The organism is Qipengyuania sp. GPGPB31 (assembly GCF_038396345.1).
Taxonomy (GTDB): domain Bacteria; phylum Pseudomonadota; class Alphaproteobacteria; order Sphingomonadales; family Sphingomonadaceae; genus Qipengyuania; species Qipengyuania citrea.
Map to the genome: position 1 here is coordinate 284451 of NZ_CP149572.1, position 24232 is coordinate 308682.

Below are 24232 nucleotides of genomic sequence, written 5' to 3' on the forward strand. Positions count from 1 at the left end.
GCCGGGATCGAAAACGGGAAGGGCGGCTACGAGCCGCCCTTTTCGTTGAAAGGGCTGGTCCCATCGGGTAAAGGCGCGCCACTCATGAAACCGACCACCACCCCTCCCAAGACCTACCGGGTCAAGAGCTTCGGCTGCCAGATGAACGTCTATGACGGCGAACGCATGGCCGAGATGCTCGACGCACAGGGCATCACGCCCGCGCCCGAGGGCGAGGACGCCGATCTGGTGGTGCTCAACACCTGTCACATCCGCGAGAAGGCGGCGGAGAAGATCTATTCGGACATCGGCCGCCTGACCAAGGGCAAGACGCAGACCAAGCCGCCGATGATTGCGGTCGCGGGCTGCGTCGCGCAAGCCGAGGGCGAGGAGATCATGAAACGCTCGCCCGCGGTGAGCATGGTCGTCGGCCCGCAGGCCTACCACCGCCTGCCCGAAATGCTGGACCGCGCGGTGCAGGGCGAACGCGCGACCGATACCGACATGCCCGCGATCGCCAAGTTCGCCGCGCTGCCCGAACGCCGGCGGATCGGTCCGACCGCCTTCCTCACCGTGCAGGAAGGCTGCGACAAGTTCTGCACCTATTGCGTGGTGCCCTATACCCGAGGCGCCGAAATCTCGCGTCCTTACAGCGACCTGGTGACCGAAGCGCGCAAGCTGGTCGAAGCCGGCGCGAAGGAAATCACGCTGCTCGGCCAGAACGTGTCCGCGTGGAGCGGCGAGAACGACAGGGGCCACGCAGTCGGTCTCGCGGGGCTGATCCGCGACATCGCGGCGATCGATGGCCTCGCGCGCATCCGCTACACCACCAGCCACCCGGCCGACATGGACGACGACCTGATCGCCGCGCATGGCGACACGCCCAAGCTGATGCCGTTCCTCCATCTGCCGGTGCAGGCGGGCAGCGACCGCGTGCTGAAAGCCATGAACCGCAGCCACAGCGTAGAGAGCTATCTCAAGCTGCTCGAGCGCTTCCGCGCCGCGCGGCCCGATCTCGCACTGTCGGGCGACTTCATCGTCGGCTTCCCCGGCGAGACCGATGCCGAGTTCGAGGAAACGCTGCAGCTGGTCGGCGCAGTTGCCTATGCGCAGGCCTTCAGCTTCAAATATAGCCCGCGCCCCGGCACCCCGGCCGCGACGATGGACGGGCAGGTCGCGAAAGAGGTCATGGACGAGCGTCTGCAGCGGCTCCAGGCCGCGCTCAACCGCGACCAGCTGGCGTTCAACCAGAACACCGTCGGCCGCACCTGCGAGGTGCTGGTCGAACGCAAGGGCAAGCTGCCCGGCCAGTGGCTCGGCAAGACGCCGTGGCTGCAGAGCGCGTGGTTCGAAGGCGACGTGCAGATCGGCGACCTCGTGCAGATCGAACTGGTCGAGGCGGGCCCCAACTCGCTTGCCGGGATGCTGCGCGAAACCGTCGCCGCCTGATTACAGCGGGATGACTATCCACCGTCCCGCGCCGGGGACCAGCTTGCGCGTCATGCGTTGAAGCCTAAACTCCGACTCGCATTTGAAAGGAGCCTATGGCCCGCAAACCCGTACAGAAGGACGCCCAGGCCTTCTCCCCGCCGCCTTCGCCGCAGCGCGAAGTGCGCCGCGCGCAAATCGATATCAGCTTCGAGAACCAGAGCTTGCTGGCCGCCCTGTTCGGCCAGTTCGATGCCAATCTGGTACAGGTCGAGAACCGCCTCGGCGTGTTCATGTCGGCGCGCGGCAACCAGCTGCATATCGAAGGACCCGAAGATAGCGTGGCGCGCGCGCGCGATGTGCTCACCGCGATGTATGACAGGCTGGCGGTGGGGCAGGATCTCGACGCCGGGGCAATCGAAGCGCTGATCACCATGTCGGACGAACCCACTCTCGACGGGATCGTCGATGCCGATGCGGGCAATGGCAAGGGCGGTCCGCCGATCATGATCCGCACGCGGCGCAAGACCATCGTTCCGCGCAGCGCGATGCAGGCAACCTACATGCGCAGCCTGGTGCGCGACGACATCATCTTCGCGCTGGGTCCGGCGGGAACGGGCAAGACCTACCTCGCGGTGGCGCAGGCGGTGGCGCAGCTGATCACCGGCAGCGTGCAGCGCCTGATCCTTTCGCGTCCGGCGGTGGAAGCGGGCGAAAAGCTGGGCTTCCTGCCCGGTGACATGAAGGAAAAGGTCGATCCCTACCTGCGCCCGCTGTATGACGCGCTCTACGATTGCATGCCGCCCGAACAGGTCGAGCGGCGGCTGGCCTCGGGCGAAATCGAGATCGCGCCGATCGCCTTCATGCGCGGCCGCACGCTGGCGGATGCCTTCGTCATCCTCGACGAAGCGCAGAACACCACGCGCGAGCAGATGAAGATGTTCCTCACCCGCTTCGGCCAGAACAGCCGGATGGTAATCTGCGGCGATCCGCGGCAGGTCGACATTCCCGGCGGCGACGGGATGAGCGGACTGGCCGATGCGGTCGGCAAGCTGGAGGGCGTCGATGGTTTCGGCACCATCCGCTTCACCGCCGCCGACGTGGTCCGCCACCCGATCGTCGGGCGCATCGTCGAGGCCTACGAGGGGCCGACGGCTTGATCTCGGACACGCCGAGACTGCTCTAACATGCGGATTGCGATGTTCGAGCCCGAGATCGCCGGAAACGTCGGCGCCGTGCTGCGGCTGGGCGCATGCATGGGCGCGGGGGTGGACCTGATCGAGCCACTGGGCTTCGCGTGGGACGATCGCCGGGTGCGGCGGGCGGCGATGGACTATATCGACCATGTCGCGGTCACGCGTCATGCGGGGTTCGCGGCGTTTCGAGCCAGCCTGGGCGACAGCCGCCTCGTGCTGTTCACCACCAAGACGACACACTCGGCCTACGACTTCGCCTTTCGCGCCGACGATGTGCTGCTGTTCGGCAAGGAAAGCGCAGGCGTTCCGGATACCGTCGTGGAAGCCAGCCATGCGCAGGTGCGCTTGCCGATGCGTCCCGCGGTCCGCTCGCTCAATGTCGCGACGAGCGCCGCGATCGCGTTGGCCGAGGCGCAGCGGCAGACGGGTACGCTGCCCGGTTGAGGCCCGACGGTGGACAAACCGGCCCACGCGGACGCCGCGCGCTTGAGCGACTCGGCAAGATCTTCGTAACCATGTTCGCATGACCGACACATTTGCAGCGCTGGCCGATCCGACACGGCGGCACTTGCTCGACCGGTTGAGCGAGGAGGGCGGCCTGACGCTGGCGAATCTCAGCGAAGACCTGCCGATGACCCGCCAGGCGGTGGCCAAGCACCTCGCCGTGCTCGAAGCGGCCGAACTGGTCGCTTCCGAACGCGACGGGCGCTGCAAGCGGCACTATCTCAACCCGGTGCCGCTGGCGAAGATGGCGCGCCGCTGGCTCGGCCGGTTCGAAGAGGTTCCCCTCGGGGCGATGGCCGGGTTCCAGGGCGCAACGGCCGGCGCGGGGATGGCGCGAACAGCGACGCGCGGTGCATCGGCTCATTCATAGCTGACCACCTCGAATTCGATCCCGTCCCAGTCGAAGAAGTAGAACCGCCGCCCGGGTTCGTAATCGTCATGCCCGAAGGGTTCGAGGCCGTGCGCAGTCACCGCGGCCTCGGCGGCATCGAGATCGTCCACGGTAAAAGCCAGGTGGTTGAGCGGGTGGCCCTTGGCATAACCCCCGCGCACATGCTCGCCGGTGTAGAGCGCGATGTAATCGTGCCGCCCCCCGACATGGACCGAACGCCCATATTTATGCGACGGACCGCGCCACCGTTCCTCCCAGCCCAGCAGGTCCCTGAGCAGCGCGGCGCTGCGTTCGGGGTCGGTCACCGAGATATTGGCGTGTTCGAGCCGTCCTGTCGTCATCATGCATCTCCTGTGAGGCGGGGCCGGATGGCCGCCGCCGGTTGCGATGCACAGCCCTATGCAACCTCAACTTCACTTGAGGTCAAGCTCGAAATAATCTATCAGCCTGATCGATGAATGCGAACGACCAGCTCAGCATCGGCGATCTTGCGCGCCGCACCGGCCTTTCCGCCTCGGCGATCCGTTTCTACGAGGACAAGGGGCTGATCCATTCTATCCGCACCGCGGGCAACCAGCGGCGGTTCCTGCGCAGCGATATCCGGCGGCTGAGTTTTATCCTCATCGTCCAGAAACTCGGCCTGTCGCTCGAGGATATCGGCGAACATCTGCGCAGCCTGCCGCAGGGCCGCACCCCCTCGAGCTTCGACTGGTGGAAGATCAGCGAGGCAATCCGCGAAAGCCTCGACCGCCGGATCGAGCAATTGCAGGGGCTGCGCGACAATCTCGATGGCTGTATCGGCTGCGGCTGCCTCAGCCTCAAGACCTGCAAGCTCTACAATCCCGATGACATGGCGGCCGAAGCCGGGCCGGGGCCGCGGGTTCTGCGCTAGCCGCCGGTCTGCCGTGGCCGGATTGATCAGCTGCTCTGCACCGGCTCCGGCCGGTTGTCACCCGAACACCATACTCCCCACCAGGCGGCCCGGTATCAGCGTGAAGGATCCGGCGAGGACCAGCCCGATATAGAGCCCGGTCATCACGCCCTGGTGCGCTGCAATACGCTTCTTCCATGCCAGCCAGACACCGACCGGCGCGCAGATGAGCGTCCACACGGTGAACAGGTGGAGCGCGCTGAAGCCGGTCCCGAAGAGACCCGCCCCCGGCGACCGGATGAAGGCCGATGCCAGCGCGGTCACGACCATCAACAGGACCCAAACCCGGCCGAGCCGGCGGTGCCAGGGATCGCCCTTGCGGCGCAGCAGGACGACGGGTCCCAGCAACAGCGCGGACAGCACCGTCGCCAGATGGGCGACGATCGGCAAGCTGATCCCGCGCGATGTCTGCATGGCATCCTGCGATCCGAACCCGCCGAATACCATTGATATTCCGGTCATGACCACGGTCGCCGCGATTGTAATCGCAGCGGTCGACAGGATCGAGGGCGGCTTTGCCGCGCCCGTCGTGGTTTCGTTCGGCCTGTTGCGGCTTGCGGTTCTGGGCATGGTGATGTTCCGTCGGTTCGGTTTTTCGTTCAAAGGAACTTCCGGATTGATCGGAGCCGCAGCAAAACAAAGAGGAACTACGTGAACGGTCAGGCAAACACGTGGATGGTCGCCGCTGCCGCGCGAACTGTCCGGGAAGACATTCGGCGGTGACCGACCAGCTTCTCCCGGAACAGTCAGGCCGGCCGAATCGCGGCCCCGGTTGGCGCGAGCGCATGCTCGCCGAAGTCGGCATCGTGGCGCTTGGCGGTGTCTTCCTCGCACTGATCGGATTCCCGCCTGCGTCAGAGACATCGCTCGGCATGCAGATGGCTTTCGGTATCGGCGGATGCCTGGCCGGCTGGGCGGTCATGCGCGGGCTGGCGTTGATCGGTGCCGCATCGGCGCGCATGCTCGGCTGGGACGAACTGTGGGGCTATGCCTTTGCCATTCCCGTGGGATCGGTCGTCATCACCTGGGCCATACTCTGGCTGACGGGCGGGACCAGCGGTGCGTTCGGCCCCGCCTTTGCGTTTGCCTGGCCGATGTCGATGCTCATCGCTGTCGCCTTTTTTGTGCTGTTCTTCCTTGCCTATCGCCGCAGCGAAAGGCGAACGGGAGGCGAGATGGCGGCGCCGCGCGGTGACGCGCCGGGCGAAGGTGCATCCGCTTTGACCGAGACCGCCATGCACTGCCGCTTGCCCAAGGGTTTCCCGCGCATCATCGCGATGACGGCGGAGGATCACTATGTGAAGGTGATCGGCGACGGGCGCAGCGAAATGGTGTTGATGAAGCTGTCGGAGGCCGCCGAACTGGTTCCGCCGGACGCGGGGTTGCGCGTCCATCGCAGCTGGTGGGTGGCGCAATCGGCTATCGCGGGGAGCGAAAAGAGCGGCAGGGACACCAAGATCGTGCTGGCAACCGGCCTCAGGGTGCCCGTGGCTCGCGGGCGCGCTGCGCAGCTAAAGGACGCCGGCCTGATCTGATCCCTCGAGGCCGTTCCCGGCCGGGCAAGTCGCCTCAGTACTCCGGCCCCAGTTCCGCATCGAGATCGCGCGGGCGGGCGAAGTGGGCGAGTACGCCGCAACCGGTGCGCAATTCGCTCCAGTCGTCGATATCGAGCTCGAACACCGCATAGGCAGCGGTGGGGAATTTGACCTTGGCCTCGTCGTACAGCGCGTTTTCCTGCTTGGGCGCGACCAGTTCGAACAGCATGTCGCCAAGGCCGGGATTGTGGCCCGACAGCAGCAGCGCATCGCCATCACCGCCTTTTTCGCGGATGATTTCCATGATCGTATCGGTTCCCGCGAGATAGAGCCGTTCGTCCCACTCGGGGGCCATGTCGGGCAGCGCTTCGGCCAGCGTGGCCCTGACCCTTTGCGCCGGGCTGGCGAGCAGGTGATCCCATTTGACGCCATGCGCGCGAATGTGGTCGCCGATCACCTGCGCTCCGCGCCGGCCGCGATCGTTGAGCCCGCGATCGAAATCGCGCTTGTCGCTCTGCCCCCAGTCGGACTTGGCATGACGCAGCAGGCCGAGGATCTTCATGCGTGCGTCATCACTGGGGCAGGATCTCCGCTGTCGAAAGGTCGGCGCTAACAACACCGTTGGCCACGCGCTGTAAAGCCTCTTCGAGCGTCAGCCGCGTGACGGGGGTGCCTTCAGGAAAGGCGGACAGCAGCCGGCTGGGAAAAGCGGGCGAAAGCACGACGAAATGGCCGGCATCCTCGCGCGTGCGGATAAGGCGCCCGAAGGCCTGCGCCAGTCGCGCGCGGATGATGCGGTCGTCATAGCGCTTGGCGCCGCCTTCCTGATCCGCCGCGGCGGCGCGGCGCGCGCGGTGAAGGATGGTCGGGCGCGGCCACGGCACGCTTTCCATCACCACGCAGCGCAGGCTCCGGCCGGGCACGTCGACCCCGTCGCGCAGCGCATCGGTGCCCAGCAGGCTGGCGCGCGGATCGTCGCGGAAGATGTCGGTCAGCGTGCCCGTATCGATCGGATCGACATGCTGCGCATAGAGCGGCAGGCCGGCGCGCGCGAGGCGGTCGGCGATCCGGCCATAGACCGCGCGCATCCGCCGGATCGCGGTAAACAGCCCCAGCACGCCGCCATCGCTCGCCTCGATCAGCCGCGCATAGGCCCCTGCCAGCGCGGGGATATCGCCCTTGCGGATATCGGTGACGATCAGCACTTCTGCACGGCCCGCGTAATCGAAGGGGCTTTGCGCCTCAGCGGTCTTCGGTGCCAGTTCCAGATGCGGCGCGCCGCTCTTGGTGATGGCATGCGGCCAGTCGGGCCCGGTCTCGTCGCGGTCGGTCAGCGTGGCGCTGGTCAGCATGACCCCGTGCGCCGGTTCGAGCACGACCTTGGCGAATGGCTTCATCGGATCGAGCCAGTGGCGATAGATCCCGACATCGAATTCGCGCGAGATCGTTACGGTCGACCTGCAGCCAGTCGATGAATTCGGGATCGGCCGGTCCGCCGAGCCGCGACAGCAGCGCTTCCCAAGCCGCGATCAGGTCGATCCGCCAGGCGAGCGAGTGGCGCGCGCCTTCGATGCGTGCACGGCCTTGTCCATCCAGCCAGTCAGGCGCGTCCTCGACGATCGCTTCGAGCCGTCCGGCAAGCTTCAGCAAGGGTGTGCGGATGGCTGCCAGCGCCTGCGCCGCAGTGCCTGCCGCCTCGACCAGCTCGCCGGGTAGCTGGGCGGTTTCGGTCTCGATGCCATAGCCCATCTCCAGACCGCTTTCGTCGCGTGCGAAAGTGGTCGCGCGCACTGCTGCCAGCAAATGTTCGAGCGGGCCCAGCGGGGCGTTCTCGGCGAGGCGGCCAAGCCAGCCGTCCGAAGGCAGCGCCTGCGCGGCAACGACCGCATCTTCGACCGCTTCGCCGCCCGCATCGTCGTAACTGGCGACATCCGCCAGCCGGGCCGCAAGCCCGCGCCGGCGTCCGCGGCTGTTCTTTTCGGGGCCGACAATCCAGCGCCGCAGCTCGATCGCTTCCTGCCCGGTCAGCGCAGCGGAAAAGGTACTGTCGGCGGCGTCGAACACGTGGTGTCCTTCGTCGAACACGATCCGCGTCGGGCGGCTGGCAGGATCGCGGCCGCGTGCGGCGTTGACCATCACCAGCGCGTGATTGGCGATCACCAGATCGGCCTGCGCCGCATTGCGGGCGCTGCGTTCGATGAAGCATTTGCGGTAATGGGGGCAGCCGGCATAGACGCATTCGCCGCGCTGGTCGGTCAGCGCGGCAATCCCGCGCTTGCGGAACAGCGTGCCCAGCCAACCGGGCAGGTCGCCGCCGATCATGTCGCCATCCTGCGAATAGGCGGCCCAGCGCGCGACCAGATGCGCAAGGATTGCGGGGCGACCCGCGAACCCGCCCTGCAACGCGTCTTCCAGATTGAGCAGGCAAAGGTAGTTCTCGCGCCCCTTGCGCACCACCACGGGAGGCGAACCATCGGCGCGTGCGGCAGGCCACGCGCTGCGGCTTTCGCGGCGCAGCTGGCGCTGCAGGTTCTTGGTATAGGTCGATACCCACACGGTCCCGCCCGACCGTTCGGCCCAGAGCGAGGCGGGGGCGAGGTAGCCGAGCGTCTTGCCGATGCCGGTGCCTGCCTGCGCCAGCAGGACGTGCGGCCGCTTCTGCCGGTCGCGCGGCCCGAAGACATGCCCTGCATCGCGCGAGAACAGTCGCTGGCCTTCACGCCGTTCGGCGCCTTCCCCGGTCAACCGCTCGAGCTGGGCCTCGATTTCGGGTTCGTCGATGAGCACTTGCGCCGGCTGCGGCCTTTCGGCGGTTTCCTCCCATTCGGGGAGCCGCGTGAACAGCCACTTCTCGGCCCGCTCGGGCCGGCGGACATGCGGCGCGAGCACGCCCGCCCAGGGCCATCGCAACCGCGCAAGCGACTGCAGCGTCGACCACGCGCCTTCGCGTTCGGCCCAGTCGTCGCTTTCGCAGGTCGCGACCAGAGCGCCCGCGGCGCGTTGCAGCAGGAGCGGCACTGCCGCGTCGTCCGCCGGTTCTTCGAGGCCCAGCGCATGCGCCAGGCCCTTGGGCGTGGGCACGCAGAAACGTGCAGGATAGACGAAGGCGAATAGTTCGAGCAGATCGAGCCCCGAGAGGTCGGGATAGCCCAGACGGCTGGCCACCAGCGGCGCATTCATCAGCAATTGCGGCGTATCGGCGGCGGCCATCACGGCTTCGCCCTTCGAACAGCCCCGCGTGGCGCCATTGGCATCGCGCAGCCAGGTGCCTGCGTGGCTGGCGTGCAGGGCGGGGAGGGGCAGGGGCTGGCTCACCGCGCGACCATGATGGGACAGGAACGAAAAGTAAACAGAGCGCGCAGCCGTCTTGCCGAGAGGGCTGGCTTGCGGGCCGCGCCGATCGATCGGGGAGGGGGCTGGGCAATAGGGGCGCTCGCGGGGAAAGCGCCCCTACCCGTCCGGCCAGAGAGGGAATTCCCGACGCCGGCACCGGCTGCCCGGTGCTGCGGTCAAGTGATCAGCATTTGCCGAAGGATTTCGTCACGATGGTGTGCCCGGCAACCGAGACCGTCACCTTGACCCCGGTGGGTATGCCCCAGGTGGTGCAGATGCTGAGACAGGCTTCGGCGGCCGTGCCGTCGGGGATCGAAACGGGGATCGGCAGGCAGACCGAACCGATGCCCAGCGGCAGGTTGAGGCAGACCTTGTTGTTCTTCACCGTGACGCTGATGCACTGCGCCTGTACCGCGAATTCTCCGCCGGCCAGGATGTTGGGCCCGCCGTCCGATTTCTGCAGTCCGACAGCGTCATTGTGCCGTTGGCCGCGTCGAGCGCATGCTAGACCTTTTCTTCGTCGAAACTAGGATAGTCTGCCATTTTCAACTCCGATGTCTGAGTGACCTGCGGCGCCTTGTGGCCGCGGGGCAATGGTCCGCTTTCCCGACATCGTTTTCGACTGAAACTCGCTCCACCATGGGGCAGCATCGGCTTGCAAATCGGGCGCTCGCGGCCCGCCATGCGCGAAACATCGAACGGATATGGACCATTCCCGCCGCGCAATTTGCGGCTTGCGTCGTTGCGGCAATTTGGCGAGAGGCGGGCGCATGAGCATGAACGATCTGATCGCCGCTGCACGCGTGTCCAAGGCCTGGCCGTTCCAGGAGGCGCAGCGCCTGCTCAAACGCTATCCCGACGGCGCCAAGCCCGACGGCTCGCCGGTCCTGTTCGAAACCGGTTACGGCCCCAGCGGGTTGCCGCATATCGGCACGTTCCAGGAAGTTCTGCGCACCACGCTGGTGCGCCGCGCCTTCGAAGCGCTGATCGGCGCCAAGCCCGAAGACGGCAAGACGCGGTTGGTCGCGTTCTCCGACGATATGGACGGGCTGCGCAAGGTGCCCGACAACGTGCCCAACCAGCAGCTGTTGCAGGATAATCTCCACCTGCCACTGAGCCGGGTGCCCAATCCCTTCGATACCGATCACGCCAGCTTCGCCGCGCACAACAACGCGATGCTCCGCGAATTCCTCGACCGCTTCGGTTTCCAGTACGAATTCGTCTCGGCCAGCGATCGCTACAATTCGGGTGCCTTCGACGAAGCTCTGCGGCAGGTGCTGCGCAAGAACCGGCAGATCCTCGACATCATGTTGCCGACGCTGCGCGAGGAACGCCGCCAGACCTATTCGCCGGTGCTGCCGGTCAGCCCGCAGACCGGACGCGTGCTGCAGGTGCCGGTCGAGGTGGTCGATGCCGAGGCGGGCACGATCCGCTTCACCGACGAGGATGGGACCGTCGTCGAGCAGAGCGCGCTGAGCGGCATGAGCAAGCTGCAGTGGAAGGTCGACTGGGCAATGCGCTGGTATGCGCTGGGCGTCGATTACGAGATGTACGGCAAGGATCTGACCGACAGCGGTGTGCAGTCGGGCAAGATCGTGCAGGTGCTGGGCGGGCGCAAGCCCGAAGGATTGATCTACGAGCTGTTCCTCGACGAGAACGGCGAGAAGATCTCCAAGTCCAAGGGCAACGGGCTGACCATCGACGAATGGCTGACCTATGGTTCGGAAGAGAGCCTGGGCTTCTACATCTTCCCCAATCCCAAGAGCGCCAAGCAGCTGCACGTCGGCGTCATCCCGCGCGCGGTGGATGATTACTGGCAGTTCCGCGAGCGGCTGGTCGAGCAGGAGCTCGACAAGCAGCTCGGCAATCCGGTGTGGCACCTCACGCGGGCCAATGGCGGTTTCGAAGCGGCGGAAGCTCCGGGCGCGGGCGACAGCCTGCCGGTGACTTACGGCTTGCTGCTCAACCTCGCCAGCGTGCTGGGCGCCGAGGCAAGCGAAGATGCGCTGCGTGATTACCTCGCCAGCTATATCGGCGATAGCCGGATCACGCCCGAGCTCGAAGTGCTCATCGCCACGGCGGTGACTTATACGCGCGACTACATCGTCCCCACGCTGGACAAGCGTGCCCCCAGCGCGAACGAGGCCGAGGCGCTGCGAGCGCTCGACAGCTATCTGGCGCAAGCCGCCGAGGACACCAGTGCGGAAGACCTGCAGACGCAGGTTTACGAGATCGGCAAGCGCGAGGAATACGGTTTCGCCTCGCTGCGCGACTGGTTCAAGGCGCTCTACCAGACGCTGCTCGGCAGCGACCAGGGCCCGCGCATGGGCAGCTTCATCGCGCTGTACGGCGTCGCCAACACCCGGCAGCTGATCGCCGAGGCGCTCGCGCGTCAATAAAAGCGAGCGGGGCGCAAGGCCGCCGGGCGTCCGCTTCGTCTACGTCCCTCTTCGGGCTTGCCATCGTGCGCGGTTGGCGACAGTCTTTGCGCGACAGCAGGCGTTTCATACGACAGGGGACACACCATGGGGCGGGCCATGGACTCAGAGGACACCGACAATAAGGGCGCCGGCCCCCTGGATGATGCCATCGACGAGGCTGCGCATAACGCGCAGATCGTCGGCCAGCTCGCCGATCTCAAGATCGGCTCGTCGCAGCTATTCCTCCAGACCACCGAACAGACGCGGATGGCGCTGTGCATTGCCGATCCGCACCAGGACGACTGCCCGATCGTGTATTGCAATCAGGCCTTTCTCGACCTGACCGGCTATGCCCGCGACGAGGTCATCGGCCGCAACTGCCGCTTCCTGCAGGGGCCCGCGACCAGGCAGTCGGCGACGAAGCGGCTGGGCGACGCGATGCGCACGGCGGAATATACCGTCGTCGACGTCCTCAATTACCGCAAGGATGGCACGGCCTTCTGGAACGCGGTGCATGTCGGGCCGATCTACGACGAACAGGGCGAACTCGCCTATTTCTTCGGGTCGCAATGGGACATTACCGAGCTGCTCGCCGCGCGCGAGACGATCGTCGAAGGCGAGCGGGTGGCCAAGGAACTGCGGCATCGCACCGACAATCTGTTCGCCGTGCTGACCGCGATCGTCCGCCTGTCCGCGCGCGGTTCGAGCGATGTCGCCGAGCTCGCCGGGAAAGTCGAGCGGCGGATCGAGGCATTGGCCGGGGCGCACCGCGCCTCGCTGTCGAGCGAGGCGCTCGAGCACGATCAGACCGATCTGCTGACCCTGGTCGAATCCGTGATGCGGCCATACCGCAACGCCTATGCCGACCGGATCGAACTCGGCGGTGAACCGACCCGGTTACCCCGTCAACATGTCACCCCGATCGGGCTGACCATGCACGAACTGGCGACCAATGCGCTTAAATACGGTTCGCTTTCGCATGAGGACGGCAAGGTCCATATCGAATGGCAGGTTAGCCACGACATGCTGGTGGTCGAGTGGATCGAACGCTGCGAAAAAGGTGCCGGCACATTGGCAGATGAGCCCGAGATCAAGGGCACCGGTTCGGGTACGCGCCTGATCGACGGGGTCATTCGCGGTCTCGGCGGCAGCGTGGACGTGCGTTTCGAGCCCGAAGGGCTGAAGGCAGTTATCCGCGTGCCTACGCGTTCGCGCAAGGCGAACTGACCGGGTCAGCTGTGCTTGCGCGTGCGGTACCACTTGGTGAGCACGTATTTCTGACCCCTGATCACGGGGGTGCCCGCATGCAGCGTGTATTCGTTGGGCACCCCTTCAACGGTGGCATTGTTCCACACCAGCAGCACGCCGGGTTTGGGCTCGATCGAGGCGCCGATCTCGACAAAATGCGTGTGCCCGCCTTCTTCGACTTCGTTGAGAAAGGCCATCGCGGTCCAGCAGCGCTGCCCGCCGCGCTTGCGTTCGAGTTTCCAGTATTCCTGGTCGGTATAGAACCAGTCGTTGTGCGGCTTGAATTCCTGCCCGGGCAGATAGCGCTGGCCCTGGATGTTCTCGCCGACATTGGCCGGCAGACCAAGCACATCGTCGATGCGGCGCGAAATCGCCTTGATGAAGGGATCGTGGGGGTCGAAATTGCCCGAATAGGATGTGCGGAACTTGGCGACATAGGCGGTTTCGTGCAGCTCGCTCGGCCGGGCGACAGCATCGATCATATGCGTCAGCCGGCGGCATTCCTCGCCGGACAGGAAATCGCCGATGGCGTAGATCTCGGCCGCGTCGGTGGGCACCTTGTAGGCTTGCGGATCGCTCTCGAGGCGCTGGCGCACCCGCGCACCGACGCGCTTGAGGGCATCCTGATCGGGGACACTCGCAGTCTTGCTCATGCGCTCCTGTTAGCAACCGTGCCGGAGGCTTCAAGTAAGGCGCTTGTCGCACAGCATGTGCACGCTAGGATCGGGCCGGGTCAAAGCAGGAGCAGGAATGATGAGCGATACGATTGCGCGCCGCTATTCGACCGGGGCCATGGTGTTTCATTGGGTTATCGCGGTCCTCGTGATCGCGAACTGGCAGATCGCCGAACGCGCCGAAGCGCTGGACATGCCGGCGAAGATCGAGATGTTCGGTTATCACAAGGCCGTCGGGATCATGATCCTCGTATTGACCCTGGGTCGCTTGTTGTGGCGGTTTACGCATCCGGTGCCGCCGCTTCCAGCCACGATCAGCGGCTGGGAAGCCGCACTGGCGCGCACGGTCCATGTCGTTTTCTACGTCCTGCTGATCGGCTTGCCGCTGGGCGGCTGGCTGGCGAATTCGCTCAGCGGCCGCGATATCGATATCTTCGGCCTGTTCACCATTCCGCCGCTGCCGTTGGGCGAGAACGGTGACCTGGCGGGCCGCATCTTCGATGCCCATGCGCTGGGCGGGACGGTCTTTCTGGCGCTGATCGTCCTGCATGTCCTCGGCGCGCTCAAACACACTTTCGTCGACCGTAGCGGGGGGATCTTCCGCATGCTGCCCTTCGGCCGGGCCTGACAAACCGGCTTTCTGTCCTGGGCCAGGGACGAAAAAGCCCCCGCCAATCGCTTGGCGGGGGCTCTGTCACCGTCCAGCCCACTCTCGAAAGCCGGCTGGCGGTATGGCTTACCAGAAGAAGTCGTGGATGACGTCGACGACCTCGCCGCTGTAGATATCGACCAGCAACACGTCGTCGTAATAGCGCACCCAGCGATAGGGGCCGTAGACGGCGGGCAAGCGGTAGCGACCGGGATCGTTGATCCAGTAACGGCTGCCGAAGAACAGGTTGCCGATGCGTGCCCCGATGCTCAGCCGGCGATAGCGGTAGTCGCGATAAGGCGCGTAATAGCGGCCGAGCTGGAAGATGCTGCGGTTGCCCAGACGGTACCGCTGCCAGTCGTAGCGGTGATTGTCGCGCCACCGGCGCTGGTCCCAGCGATTGTAGCTATGCCAGCGGCGGCCGTCGTAATAGCGTGCGCGGCGGGCATCCTGGCGCGCGCTGCGCTGCACATCCTGCCTGTACCGGCGTTCCTGGCGTGCATCCCGGCGGCGTTCGGCACGGTAACGCTCCTGCCTGAGCTGACGATCCTCGCGCGCGTCGCGGCGCCGTTCGCTGCGATAGGCGTTCTGACGCGAACTGGCATCGCGGCGTGCCTCGCGCCGTTGCTGCGCACGCTGGGCATCACGTGCGGCGTCGCGCTGCACACGCTGGCGCTGCTCGCTGCGTTCCTGCCGCTCTGCCTGGCGGCGCTGGGCTGCGGCGCGTTCTGCGCGTTGCGCTTCCCCGCGCCGGCTTTCCGTTCGTGCACGCCGGATGTCGGCGCGGTTGTCGCCGCGATCGACTTGAACCGATCGCCGTTCGCTGCGCACGTTGCGGAATTCGCGGGCATCCATTTGGCGCATGCGCTCGCGTGCGGCACGCTGTTGACGCGCTTCACTCCGATCGCCGCGGTCGCGTTGGGCCCGTTCGCCGCGTTCGCCGCGTTCGCGCGATTGTGCTTCCGCCGGGGCGGGCAGGGCAGTGATGGCCATCGCCGCGGCAAGCGCGCTCAGGGCCGTGCCTTTCATCAGCTTGGTCAGGTTCATGGAGCTTGTCCTCATGCTTGCGTTTGAAGCCGCTCCACCACCCGCGGCACCGATGTCGCACTTTGTATCACAACGGCCTGACGCGAAACTGAACCGGTTGGTCACGTTGTTGTTCATGTTTATTTGGCGAAACATGAACGCACTGAGTCTTGGCACGATCGTTCGATACCGGCATTGCCATTGGCATGTACGACACGCTCGATGAAGTCCGCACCGATATCGCCGCACGCCTTTCGGCCGCGGCCAACGACCGCAGATCGGCGATGCACAGCCCCGTCGTGGCGACGGCCGATGCCGATGCGCGGGTGATGGTACTGCGCGCATTCGATGCGGACAGCTGGTTGCTGCGGTTCCATACCGATGTCCGGTCGCCCAAGGTTGCGGTCATCGAAACCGATCCTCGTATCGGGGTGCTCGCCTATGACAGGCAGGCGAAGATCCAGTTGCGGTTGCGCGGCACCGGCCGCATCGAACGGACCGGGCTGGTTGCCGATGCAGCCTGGGCGCAGAGCAACAATTTCGCGCGGAGATGCTATCTCGGGGAGGGACCGGGCGTGGCGGCGGATCATCCCACTTCGGGATTGCCGGAGCGCTTCGAAGGCGTCGAGCCGACCGACGACGAAGTGCAGGGCGCGCGCGAAAACTTCGCCGTGCTGCTGGTCCAGGTGGAGCAGGCGGACTGGTTCAGCCTGGCGCATACCGGGCACCGGCGCGCAGTGCTGACTGCCGGCGATGGCCAGTGGATATCGCCCTAGCGGCGTCTGTCAGCGCCGTTCGAAGCGATCGTATCCCTGCGCGCTTGTCTGCTCTGCATCGACAGTGTCGGGTGCGGCGCGCGGCGGGCCGTCATGCATGGCGGCGATCATCCGGTCGACCGCGGCCTGCGGCCCTTCGACATGCGCTTCGACGGTGCCGTCGGGCAGGTTCCTGACCCAGCCGGCGAGGCCCAGCGCGGCAGCGGTCTCGACCGTCCAGTCGCGGTAGAACACGCCCTGGACGCGTCCGCGTACGATGAGGCGGCGGGCGGTCGTCACGCTGCGGGTGATCCGCGATACGTGCCGCCCGCCCGCCCGGACATCGTCAGGCCGCCTGCTTGATGTCGCGCAGCGTGATCGCGAAGCTGATGTCCTCGCCTGCCAGCGGATGATTGCCGTCGGCCTTGACCGTCTGTTCGCCGACTTCGACGATATAGAGCGTCAGCGGCTGGCCGTCGGGCGACTGGGCCTGCATGGCCATGCCCGGCTGGGGGCGGGCTCGGGCGGCAGGTTTTCACGCGGAATGTCGATCACCAGTTCGTCGCGGCGGGGCCCGAAAGCGCTGTCCGAAGCGATTTCGACGGTTTCTTCGTCGCCCACTTCCATGCCGGTCAGCGCCTGTTCGATCTGCGGGAAGATCTGCCCGCTGCCCAGTTCGATGTCCTGCGGACCCATTTCCTCGGTCGTGCCGACGACTTCGCCGTCGCCTCTGCGCAGCACGTAGTCGATCGATACGGTGTCGCCGTTGTTGGGAGTTGTCATGACTGTCCTTTTCGAGATTTGGTGTGGCGGCGGCGATGCGCCGCGCGGGGACGCGCCCATTGCAGGGCGCCTTGCCCGCGATTGTCGCAACTCGGCCTGCACTAGTCAAACGCAGTCGGCCCGGAGCGCCCACGGGACAGCGCAAACCTGGCGCGCAGCCGTGCGCGCGATGCCGAAAGGTCCGACCGGGCTGCGGAGCACCTGCGCGCCGCAGCCCGGGATGGCCGGGGCCGGTGGTTACCGTGTCAGCTTCTTGTACGCCAGGCGCGTGGGGCGATCCGCCGCATCGCCGAGGCGGCGGCGCTTGTCTTCTTCATAGGCTTCGAAATTGCCTTCGAACCATTCGACATGGCTGTCGCCCTCGAATGCGAGGATATGCGTCGCCAGCCGGTCGAGGAAGAAGCGGTCATGGCTGATGACCACCGCACAGCCGGCGAAATTCTCGATCGCTTCCTCGAGCGCGGCAAGCGTTTCGACATCCAGGTCGTTGGTCGGTTCGTCGAGCAGCAGGACGTTGCCGCCCTCCTTGAGCATCTTGGCCATGTGGACGCGGTTGCGTTCACCGCCCGACAGCTTGCCGACGTTCTTCTGCTGGTCGGCCCCCTTGAAGTTGAATGCGCCGACATAGGCGCGCGTGCTGGTGTCGTGGCCGTTGACCTTCATGTAATCCAGCCCGTCGGAGATTTCCTCCCAGACGTTGTTCTTCGGATTAAGATGGTCGCGGCTCTGGTCGACATAGCCGAGATGGACGGTCGAACCGATTTCCACCGTGCCGCTGTCGGGTTCTTCCTTGCCGGTGAGGATCTTGAACAGCGTCGACTTGCCCGCGCCGTTGGGGCCGATCACGCCGACGATGCCGCCCGGGGGCAGCATGAAGGACAGGTTTTCGAAGAGCAGCTTGTCGCCATAGGCCTTGGAAATGTTCTTGGCCTCGATCACCTTGCCGCCAAGCCGTTCGGGGACCTGGATGACGATTTGCGCCTTGCCCGGCTTGCGGTCCTTCTGGCCTTCCTGCAGTTCCTCGAACTTGCGTATACGCGCCTTCGACTTGGTCTGGCGCGCGCTGGGCGTCTGCCGGATCCATTCGAGTTCGCGCGACAGCGCCTTGGAGCGCCCGCTTTCCTCGCGGCTTTCCTGCTCGAGGCGCTTGGCCTTCTTCTCGAGATAGGTCGAGTAATTGCCTTCGTAGGGATAGTACGACCCGCGATCGAGCTCGAGGATCCATTCCACCACATTGTCGAGGAAGTAGCGATCGTGGGTGATCATCAGCACCGCGCCCGCATATTCCTTGAGGTGGTTTTCCAGCCACTGGACGCTTTCCGCGTCGAGGTGGTTGGTCGGTTCGTCGAGCAGCAGGATCGACGGCTTCTGGATCAGCAGGCGGGTCAGCGCCACGCGGCGCTTTTCACCGCCCGACAGGTCGGTCACCGCCCAGTCGCCCGGCGGACAGCGCAGCGCTTCCATCGCGACTTCGAGCTGGTTGTCGAGCGTCCAGCCGTCGACCGCGTCGATCTGCTCCTGCAGCGTGCCCATCTCTTCCATCAGGGCATCGAAATCGGTGTCCTCCTGCGGATCGCCCATTTCCGCGCTGATGGCGTTGAAACGATCGACCTTGTCGGCGATCTCGCGTGCGCCGTCCTTGACGTTTTCGAGCACGGTCTTGCTCTCGTCGAGCTCGGGCTCCTGTTCGAGATAACCAACGGTGATGTTCTCGCCCGGCCATGCCTCGCCGGTGAAATCGGTGTCGATCCCCGCCATGATCTTGATCAGCGTCGACTTGCCCGCCCCGTTGGGACCGACGATGCCGATTTTCGCGCCCTGGTAGAACTGCAGGCTGATGTTGCTGAGCACCGGCTTGGAAGCGCCGGGGAAGGTCTTGGTCATGTCCTTCATGACGAATGCGTACTGGGCGGCCATGGGCGGGGTCCTTCGGATCGGTTTGGGATGACGGGCACGGGCGGCCCGCAAGCTTTGCCGCGCAGATAGTCGCACCGACGCCACGGGGCAAGCATGGGGAATGCCATATGGGGCGGGTGCGGGCGAACCGCGGCAACTGGCGCAGTGTCGATTGGCGGCTGGACTTTTCAGCTGCGAAACACGATGGGAGCGCCGATTGGGGTATTCCCTTATACGTTCTATTAACAGGGCGCCCCTAAAATGCCGGCAGGAAGGGTAGGGACAGTCCATGCGCGAACAGATTATGGGCATGATCACCCCGACGATGTCGATCGTGTTCTTCGCGGTCTTCCTCATCATGTGGTGGCGCGGGAAGATGGGCAATTACGTGCTCGGCTTCGCGTCGGCCTATCTGCTGTTCGCGATCGGTTTCGGGACGACCCACCTGTTCGACACGGGCTCCCCCTACGTCTTCCACATCACCCAGTTCTTCTATTCGCTTAGCACGGCGACCGCGATCTGGGCGCTGACCAAGCGCGCCGGACAGCCGCCCTATCTCGGGGTGCTGCTGGTCATCTACGGCCTGTCGGCGGCCACGCTGGCGGTAGCGGTGCTGACCAGCCCGGATATTTCCTCTCGGCTGATCATCGTCAATGTCGGCTATGGCGCGATGTATCTCGTGTGCCTGATGTCGCTGCTGGGCGGTCCGCGGCACGAAGCGATCGACAAGTTGATCATTGCCGCGCACTCGGTTCTGGCCGCGCAATTCATGATCCGCCCGGTCCTGACGCTGCTGATCGAACAGTCGATCCCGGCCAGCGTCTACCGGCAGTCGGTCTATTACTCGGTCCTCAATCTGTCGCTTGCGCTGATCGCGCTGATGAGCGCGATGGTCCTGGTCGGCGCCTGCCTCTACGACCAGATCAAGGCCGTACGCGAACAGGCCGATCTCGATGGGCTGACCAAGCTGCGCACGCGCCGGGCCTTCGAACAGGGCGTGGTCACGCTGCTCGAGCGGGCCAACCAGGAATGCGCGCCCGTGTCGCTGGTGGTTGCCGATATCGACCACTTCAAGGCGGTCAACGACGTCTGGGGGCACCAGGCCGGTGACAAGGCGATCGCCCAGTTCGGCGAGATCGTTCGCGGGACCATTCGCGAAACCGATATTGCCGGGCGCATCGGCGGCGAGGAATTCTGCATCCTCGCGTGGAACTGCGATGAACAGGCCGCGGTCTCGCTGGCCGAACGCATTCGCCGCAAGTTCGCGCAGGCGCAGATCGAAGGATTGCCCGGCGACCAGCGCCTGACCGCCAGTTTCGGCGTTGCCGGACGCGGCGAGGGCGAAGGCTATGGCAAGCTGTTCGCACGCACCGATGGCGCGCTCTATGCAGCCAAGGAAAATGGCCGCAACTGCATCGTGCGCGACGGCGAGGGCAAGAAGCGCGGGGTCGTGACATCCATTGCCGAACTGGCCGACAAGCGGCACGAAGCCAACGCCTGACCGCAGTTTCCGGCGCGGCCGGTCCATGTCATCGCTGGCGTCATACACGGTATCCACCAGTAAAAGCGGTATTCTTTAACCACCTTTAACTGTTATCACCTAAGCAAGGGGTGAAGGGTCGAGGTGTAGCATGTCGGAGAATATTCTCGCGTTGGCGAACCCCATGCTCAACATGGTGTTCGGTATCGCCTTCCTGATATTGTGGCGCCGCGAACCCGGCGCCAGCTGGATCGCGATCATATCCGTAAGCTATTTCGCAAGCGCGGCCGGTTTTTTCATCTTCCACCTCACGCCCGATCCCAACGGCATCCCGGCGGTCGTGGCGATGCACCTGTTCTATTCCCTGGGCACCATCGCCATGGTCTGGGGTATCGGCACGCGCTACGGCCAGCCGATCCCGCACCGTCTCTATGCGTTTATCGCCGGGCTCGGCCTGGTCATGATGGTGGGGGCGAGCTTCGGGGCGGATTACAACGCGCGGCTCTACGCCGCGAACGCCAGCTATGGGCTGATCCTTGCGCTGGGAACGCAGGCGATCGCCCGCAAGGCGGGCAGTGAGCTGCTCGACAAGGCGATCCTCTTCCTGCTCGCGATGGGCGCCTTCCAGTTCTTCGTCCGCCCGTTGGTCGCGATCATGGTCCAGGGCGAGATGACCGCCGTGGAATACCGCGAGACCCCGTTCTACGCCGTGATGGTCGTCTGGCTCGCGCTGGCTGCGGTCCTGATGGCCCTGATCCTGCTGGGTGCCGCGCTGACCGATCAGACCAAGGCGGTGCGCGACGATGCGGAGCGCGATACGCTGACGGGTCTGAAAATGCGCGGCCCCTTCGAAACGCAGGCGATCGCCATGCTGCAGCGCGCGCGGGAGGAGGATGTCCCGATCAGCGTGATCGTAGCCGATATCGATCACTTCAAGCGGGTCAACGATATCTGGGGGCACCAGGTCGGTGACAGTGCGATTGCCGGTTTCGGCGATTTGCTGCGTTCGGCGATCCGGTCGACCGATATTGCCGGACGGGTCGGCGGCGAGGAATTCTGCCTGTTCGTGTGGGACTGCCCCGCCGGGCCGACGCGCAAGCTCGCCGAGCGGATCCGGACCCGCTTCGAACACATGCAGATCGAGGGCATTTCCGACGGTGTCCGCTTGACCGCCAGTTTCGGCATCGCGCAGTGGGAACCCGACGAAGGTTACGGCCGGCTGTTCGCGCGCGCCGATGCGGCGCTCTATCGGGCAAAACAGGCGGGCCGCAACCGCATCGTATCGCAGGATGAGGGGATGCTGCTCGCCATGGGGCCGCATCGGCAGGGTCCCGACATGCGCCGCGCCCGCGTCTAAGCCATTTCGCGGCGCAGCAACCGCGGCATCAGCGCCAGCTGCAATCCGGCGCGCAGCACCAGGAAGCCGATGAAGCTGGCCCACAGCCCGTGATTGCCCAGCGGCCATGTCAGCCACAGCATGACGCCATAGCCCAGCGCGGCGCCCGCCATCGACAGCAGCAGTGCGCGCGTCCAGCTGGCACCCACGAACACCCCGTCGAGCACGAACCCGGCAAATCCCGCCAGCGGGATCGCCACGATCCACGGCCACAGCGTGCGCGCTTCGGCGGCGACCGCGGGCGTCGCCGCGAAACTGTCGGTGATCATCCCGCCAGCCCAGGCGAAGGCCGCCGAGAGCAGGATCGCCACGCCGAGACAGCGCCACAGGATCGCCCGGACCAGCGCGGTAAACCCGGCGCGGTCGCCATCGCCCGCCCGCTCGCCATTGAGTACCTGGGCGGCGTTCTCGAACCCGTCGAGCAGCAGTGCGGCGAGCACGAACAATTGGTAGACGATGCCGTTGGCCGCCAGCGTCACCGCGCCGCGTTCCGCCCCCAGCCGGGTCAGCATCGCGATCGCCACCATCAGCACCACCGTTCGCAGGAAGAGGTCGCGGTTGATTGCCAGGAACGGCTTGAGCGCGCGCAGGGAAATGTTCGAGCGGTCTGCCAGCGCGGCGCACAGATCATTCCCCGCCAGATACCAGATCAGCGCGCCGGTCGCCGCCAGCTTGGCGAACTCGGCAATGAAGCTCGACCAGCCAATCCCGGCGATGCCCCAGTCCAGCCCCAGCGCCAGCCACAGGCCCAGCGCGATGTTGAGCAGATTGTAGAAGATCTCGATCGCCAGCACTTCGCGCATCCGCCGCCGCCCGACGAGGAAGCCGATCAGCGCGAAATTCACCAGCACTGCCGGCGCGCTCCAGTAGCGGATGTCGGCATAGACGACGGCTGCCGTGCGGACACGCGCCTCGGCGCCCAGCGCATCGAGCATCAGCGGCAGCAGGACCGGCTTGGCCAGCAGCAGCATGGCCGCGATCGCGAGGCCGACCACCACGCCCTTGACCAGCACCTGCGCCTGCGCGTGCTGGCCCATGCGCGTGCCCGCCTGCGCGACGAGGCCGGTGGTGCCGGTCTTGAGGAAGTTCATGACGGTGAATAGAGCGGCGAACAGCTTGGCACCGATATCGACTGCGCCCTGAGTCGGGGCATCGCCCAATTGCCCGACGATCCACATGTCACCCACGCCGATCAGCGCTGTGGCGACATTGGTCACCATCGCAGGCAGCGCGATGGCCCAGATGAGCCGCGGATCGACAGCCGATGGTGCGGAGGGTGTCAGGCCTTGTTCCTCACACGCGGGGCCGGGTCGTTCGGCCGGCCGAAGCGGCCACCGGGCCGTCTGGCGATGAAAAACTGGTCGGGGAGACTGGATTCGAACCAGCGACCCCTTGTACCCAAAACAAGTGCGCTACCAGGCTGCGCCACTCCCCGACCGGTTTTCCCGCAAGACGCCGAGCTTGGTGGGCCCGGCAGGACTCGAACCCGCGACCTAGCCGTTATGAGCGGCCAGCTCTAACCAACTGAGCTACAGGCCCCCAGCCACGTCGTGCGGAACAGCGCGCCTAGCCGCGCGGCGATGGGCTGGCAAGCGCTAGGCGTCGACCGATGCCATGATTTCTTCGACCGTGGTCGGTCGCACGCCGCGCGTGTCGAGATAGGCATAGACCCCGCGAAACCAGTCGTAGAGCGCATCGAGGTCGGCCTCGGTGCGGACATAGGGGGTATGACCCGCGGCGAGCGACGGGCTGTGGAAGCTCAGCACCAGAACAGGCAGCTGGTCGTCGATGGCGATGTCGATCGCGCGCAGCGCTTCGTCCATGCTCACGCCTTCGGGGGTCAGGCCGATCCGCTCGAGCAGGCCGAGGCGGGACAGCGCCCCGCCGAGCCGGGGGAACCTCGTCGTGAGCGGGAAGACATGGCCGCCCTGCTGGCGCAGCAGGCCCCAGAACACCGTGGTCAGCGGAAGTTCGATCAGCTTGTGGTCGGGATCGGTCCAGTAGGGCGTGACCGGGTGGCGGGCATAATCGGGCCCCTGCGTCGCCGAATAGTCGTAACGCGCGCGCACCGAGCTATCGATCGCGATCCCGGTTTCGCTGAGCAACTTGGCAGTCTGCGGGCCCAGCCCGTAGCGGCCCGCGCGGTAGATCCGCGGAAGCGTGCCGAAGCCTTCCTCGATCGTATCGCGCAGCTTGCGGAACTTGGCCTCTTCCAGTTCGACCGGAAGGTTGCCGGCATAGCTGTGATGCGCGTTGACCTGTTCGGTATGCGGCGGATTGACCCACGGGTGCAATTGCACGCCCACCTCGGCCGTGCCCGCGCGGACCGCATCGCCGATGATCTCGCGCGCGAGCGGGTCGGTGGCGATGGGCCAGTCGACCAGATAGACCGGCACCACGCCGATCCCCTCGCAGAATTCCTGGAAACCCGAAATCGCGCGGACGTGGCTCAGCCCGTAGCCATCGGCACGGAAAGGGGCATTCCAGTCGAATTCCTCCTCGGTGTCGACTGTCAGCAGCGATCGCTGGCCGAACCCTTCGGCAAACCGGACCTGCTGCGAGGGTACGGGCGGGTCGAGGAGGTTGGCATGTGCGATGGTGGGCGTGT

Annotated in this window: 25 protein-coding genes, 2 tRNA genes and 1 pseudogene; 13 read left to right on the forward strand and 15 right to left on the reverse strand. The window is 65.6% G+C overall.

What is annotated here, in order from left to right:
* The first annotated feature begins 84 nt into the window (after window positions 1-84).
* From miaB to WKH79_RS01545, 4 genes are all read left to right on the forward strand, one after another.
* Window positions 85-1428 carry a tRNA (N6-isopentenyl adenosine(37)-C2)-methylthiotransferase MiaB gene (miaB, locus tag WKH79_RS01530; protein ID WP_341859393.1) on the forward strand — a complete coding sequence of 448 codons (1344 nt, stop codon included), beginning with the start codon at window positions 85-87 and terminating at the stop codon, window positions 1426-1428.
* Window positions 1429-1523: 95 nt separating this feature from the next.
* On the forward strand, window positions 1524-2567 hold the full coding sequence (locus WKH79_RS01535; RefSeq protein ID WP_341859394.1) for a PhoH family protein: 1044 nt from the start codon (window positions 1524-1526) through the stop codon (window positions 2565-2567).
* Between the two features lie 27 nt (window positions 2568-2594).
* Entirely contained in the window at window positions 2595-3047 is a 453-nt protein-coding gene (locus tag WKH79_RS01540; protein ID WP_341859395.1) for a tRNA (cytidine(34)-2'-O)-methyltransferase, read from the forward strand.
* A gap of 79 nt (window positions 3048-3126) precedes the next feature.
* On the forward strand, window positions 3127-3477 hold the full coding sequence (locus WKH79_RS01545; RefSeq protein WP_341859396.1) for a metalloregulator ArsR/SmtB family transcription factor: 351 nt from the start codon (window positions 3127-3129) through the stop codon (window positions 3475-3477).
* On the opposite strand, the gene WKH79_RS01550 is transcribed toward WKH79_RS01545, so the two are convergent.
* On the reverse strand, window positions 3468-3839 hold the full coding sequence (locus WKH79_RS01550; RefSeq protein WP_050599373.1) for a VOC family protein: 372 nt from the start codon (window positions 3837-3839) through the stop codon (window positions 3468-3470). The two genes, WKH79_RS01545 and WKH79_RS01550, sit on opposite strands and share 10 nt — an antisense overlap.
* A 113-nt stretch (window positions 3840-3952) precedes the next feature.
* On the opposite strand from WKH79_RS01550, the gene soxR reads away from it, so the two are divergent.
* On the forward strand, window positions 3953-4390 hold the full coding sequence (gene soxR / locus WKH79_RS01555; RefSeq protein WP_050599300.1) for a redox-sensitive transcriptional activator SoxR: 438 nt from the start codon (window positions 3953-3955) through the stop codon (window positions 4388-4390).
* Window positions 4391-4447: 57 nt separating this feature from the next.
* Here the strand turns inward: soxR and WKH79_RS01560 are convergent, their stop codons facing one another.
* A complete protein-coding gene (locus WKH79_RS01560) occupies window positions 4448-4891 on the reverse strand; it encodes a DUF2306 domain-containing protein (RefSeq protein WP_341859397.1) in 444 nt (147 codons plus the stop codon).
* Here WKH79_RS01560 and WKH79_RS01565 point away from each other — a divergent pair.
* A complete protein-coding gene (locus WKH79_RS01565) occupies window positions 4890-5084 on the forward strand; it encodes a hypothetical protein (RefSeq protein ID WP_160767161.1) in 195 nt (64 codons plus the stop codon). The genes WKH79_RS01560 and WKH79_RS01565 overlap by 2 nt on opposite strands.
* A gap of 130 nt (window positions 5085-5214) precedes the next feature.
* Window positions 5215-5964 (forward strand): LytTR family DNA-binding domain-containing protein, encoded by a 750-nt coding sequence (locus tag WKH79_RS01570; RefSeq protein WP_341859398.1) that lies wholly within the window; start codon window positions 5215-5217, stop codon window positions 5962-5964.
* Window positions 5965-5998: 34 nt separating this feature from the next.
* Here WKH79_RS01570 and WKH79_RS01575 read toward each other — a convergent pair whose 3' ends face one another.
* The 3 genes and pseudogenes from WKH79_RS01575 to WKH79_RS01585 form a co-directional block, all read right to left on the reverse strand.
* Window positions 5999-6526, reverse strand: a complete 528-nt coding sequence (locus tag WKH79_RS01575) for a histidine phosphatase family protein (protein WP_341859399.1) — start codon at window positions 6524-6526, stop codon at window positions 5999-6001.
* A 10-nt stretch (window positions 6527-6536) separates the two neighbouring features.
* Window positions 6537-9174: pseudogene (locus WKH79_RS01580) on the reverse strand (ATP-dependent DNA helicase).
* Window positions 9175-9481: 307 nt separating this feature from the next.
* Window positions 9482-9682, reverse strand: coding sequence for a hypothetical protein (locus tag WKH79_RS01585; RefSeq protein ID WP_341859400.1), 201 nt, complete (start codon window positions 9680-9682; stop codon window positions 9482-9484).
* Between the two features lie 385 nt (window positions 9683-10067).
* On the opposite strand from WKH79_RS01585, the gene WKH79_RS01590 reads away from it, so the two are divergent.
* Window positions 10068-11696 carry a lysine--tRNA ligase gene (locus WKH79_RS01590; RefSeq protein WP_341859401.1) on the forward strand — a complete coding sequence of 543 codons (1629 nt, stop codon included), beginning with the start codon at window positions 10068-10070 and terminating at the stop codon, window positions 11694-11696.
* Between the two features lie 138 nt (window positions 11697-11834).
* A complete protein-coding gene (locus WKH79_RS01595) occupies window positions 11835-12944 on the forward strand; it encodes a PAS domain-containing protein (RefSeq protein WP_341859402.1) in 1110 nt (369 codons plus the stop codon).
* Between the two features lie 5 nt (window positions 12945-12949).
* On the opposite strand, the gene WKH79_RS01600 is transcribed toward WKH79_RS01595, so the two are convergent.
* Window positions 12950-13618, reverse strand: coding sequence for a 2OG-Fe(II) oxygenase (locus tag WKH79_RS01600; RefSeq protein WP_063512450.1), 669 nt, complete (start codon window positions 13616-13618; stop codon window positions 12950-12952).
* A 100-nt stretch (window positions 13619-13718) separates the two neighbouring features.
* Here WKH79_RS01600 and WKH79_RS01605 point away from each other — a divergent pair, with 100 nt between their 5' ends.
* Window positions 13719-14267, forward strand: coding sequence for a cytochrome b (locus tag WKH79_RS01605; protein ID WP_341859403.1), 549 nt, complete (start codon window positions 13719-13721; stop codon window positions 14265-14267).
* A gap of 108 nt (window positions 14268-14375) precedes the next feature.
* Here WKH79_RS01605 and WKH79_RS01610 read toward each other — a convergent pair whose 3' ends face one another.
* Window positions 14376-15335 carry an RcnB family protein gene (locus WKH79_RS01610; RefSeq protein WP_341859404.1) on the reverse strand — a complete coding sequence of 320 codons (960 nt, stop codon included), beginning with the start codon at window positions 15333-15335 and terminating at the stop codon, window positions 14376-14378.
* Window positions 15336-15484: 149 nt separating this feature from the next.
* Here WKH79_RS01610 and WKH79_RS01615 point away from each other — a divergent pair, with 149 nt between their 5' ends.
* Complete coding sequence (locus tag WKH79_RS01615; protein ID WP_341859405.1) at window positions 15485-16090, forward strand: pyridoxamine 5'-phosphate oxidase family protein; 606 nt, start codon at window positions 15485-15487, stop codon at window positions 16088-16090.
* 9 nt (window positions 16091-16099) lie between these two features.
* On the opposite strand, the gene WKH79_RS01620 is transcribed toward WKH79_RS01615, so the two are convergent.
* The 4 genes from WKH79_RS01620 to ettA form a co-directional block, all read right to left on the reverse strand.
* Window positions 16100-16369, reverse strand: coding sequence for an acylphosphatase (locus WKH79_RS01620; protein WP_341859406.1), 270 nt, complete (start codon window positions 16367-16369; stop codon window positions 16100-16102).
* Window positions 16370-16415: 46 nt separating this feature from the next.
* A complete protein-coding gene (locus WKH79_RS01625; protein ID WP_341859407.1) occupies window positions 16416-16565 on the reverse strand; it encodes a hypothetical protein in 150 nt (49 codons plus the stop codon).
* Window positions 16532-16852 (reverse strand): FKBP-type peptidyl-prolyl cis-trans isomerase, encoded by a 321-nt coding sequence (locus WKH79_RS01630; RefSeq protein ID WP_341859408.1) that lies wholly within the window; start codon window positions 16850-16852, stop codon window positions 16532-16534. Before WKH79_RS01630 ends, WKH79_RS01625 begins: the two co-directional genes overlap by 34 nt.
* A gap of 237 nt (window positions 16853-17089) precedes the next feature.
* On the reverse strand, window positions 17090-18769 hold the full coding sequence (gene ettA / locus WKH79_RS01635) for an energy-dependent translational throttle protein EttA (RefSeq protein ID WP_050599288.1): 1680 nt from the start codon (window positions 18767-18769) through the stop codon (window positions 17090-17092).
* 268 nt (window positions 18770-19037) lie between these two features.
* On the opposite strand from ettA, the gene WKH79_RS01640 reads away from it, so the two are divergent.
* Both WKH79_RS01640 and WKH79_RS01645 read left to right on the forward strand, forming a co-directional pair.
* Window positions 19038-20249 carry a GGDEF domain-containing protein gene (locus WKH79_RS01640; RefSeq protein ID WP_050599287.1) on the forward strand — a complete coding sequence of 404 codons (1212 nt, stop codon included), beginning with the start codon at window positions 19038-19040 and terminating at the stop codon, window positions 20247-20249.
* A gap of 130 nt (window positions 20250-20379) precedes the next feature.
* On the forward strand, window positions 20380-21585 hold the full coding sequence (locus tag WKH79_RS01645) for a GGDEF domain-containing protein (protein ID WP_341859409.1): 1206 nt from the start codon (window positions 20380-20382) through the stop codon (window positions 21583-21585).
* Here the strand turns inward: WKH79_RS01645 and WKH79_RS01650 are convergent.
* The 4 genes from WKH79_RS01650 to WKH79_RS01665 all read right to left on the reverse strand — a co-directional run bounded on the left by WKH79_RS01650 (window position 21582) and on the right by WKH79_RS01665 (window position 24221).
* Window positions 21582-22841 carry an MATE family efflux transporter gene (locus WKH79_RS01650; protein WP_341859410.1) on the reverse strand — a complete coding sequence of 420 codons (1260 nt, stop codon included), beginning with the start codon at window positions 22839-22841 and terminating at the stop codon, window positions 21582-21584. The genes WKH79_RS01645 and WKH79_RS01650 overlap by 4 nt on opposite strands.
* A gap of 141 nt (window positions 22842-22982) precedes the next feature.
* Window positions 22983-23059, reverse strand: a tRNA-Pro gene (locus WKH79_RS01655).
* A gap of 27 nt (window positions 23060-23086) precedes the next feature.
* Window positions 23087-23163: transfer RNA gene (locus tag WKH79_RS01660), tRNA-Ile, on the reverse strand.
* Between the two features lie 56 nt (window positions 23164-23219).
* A complete protein-coding gene (locus WKH79_RS01665; protein WP_230833601.1) occupies window positions 23220-24221 on the reverse strand; it encodes a polysaccharide deacetylase family protein in 1002 nt (333 codons plus the stop codon).
* Between the last annotated feature and the right edge of the window lie 11 nt (window positions 24222-24232).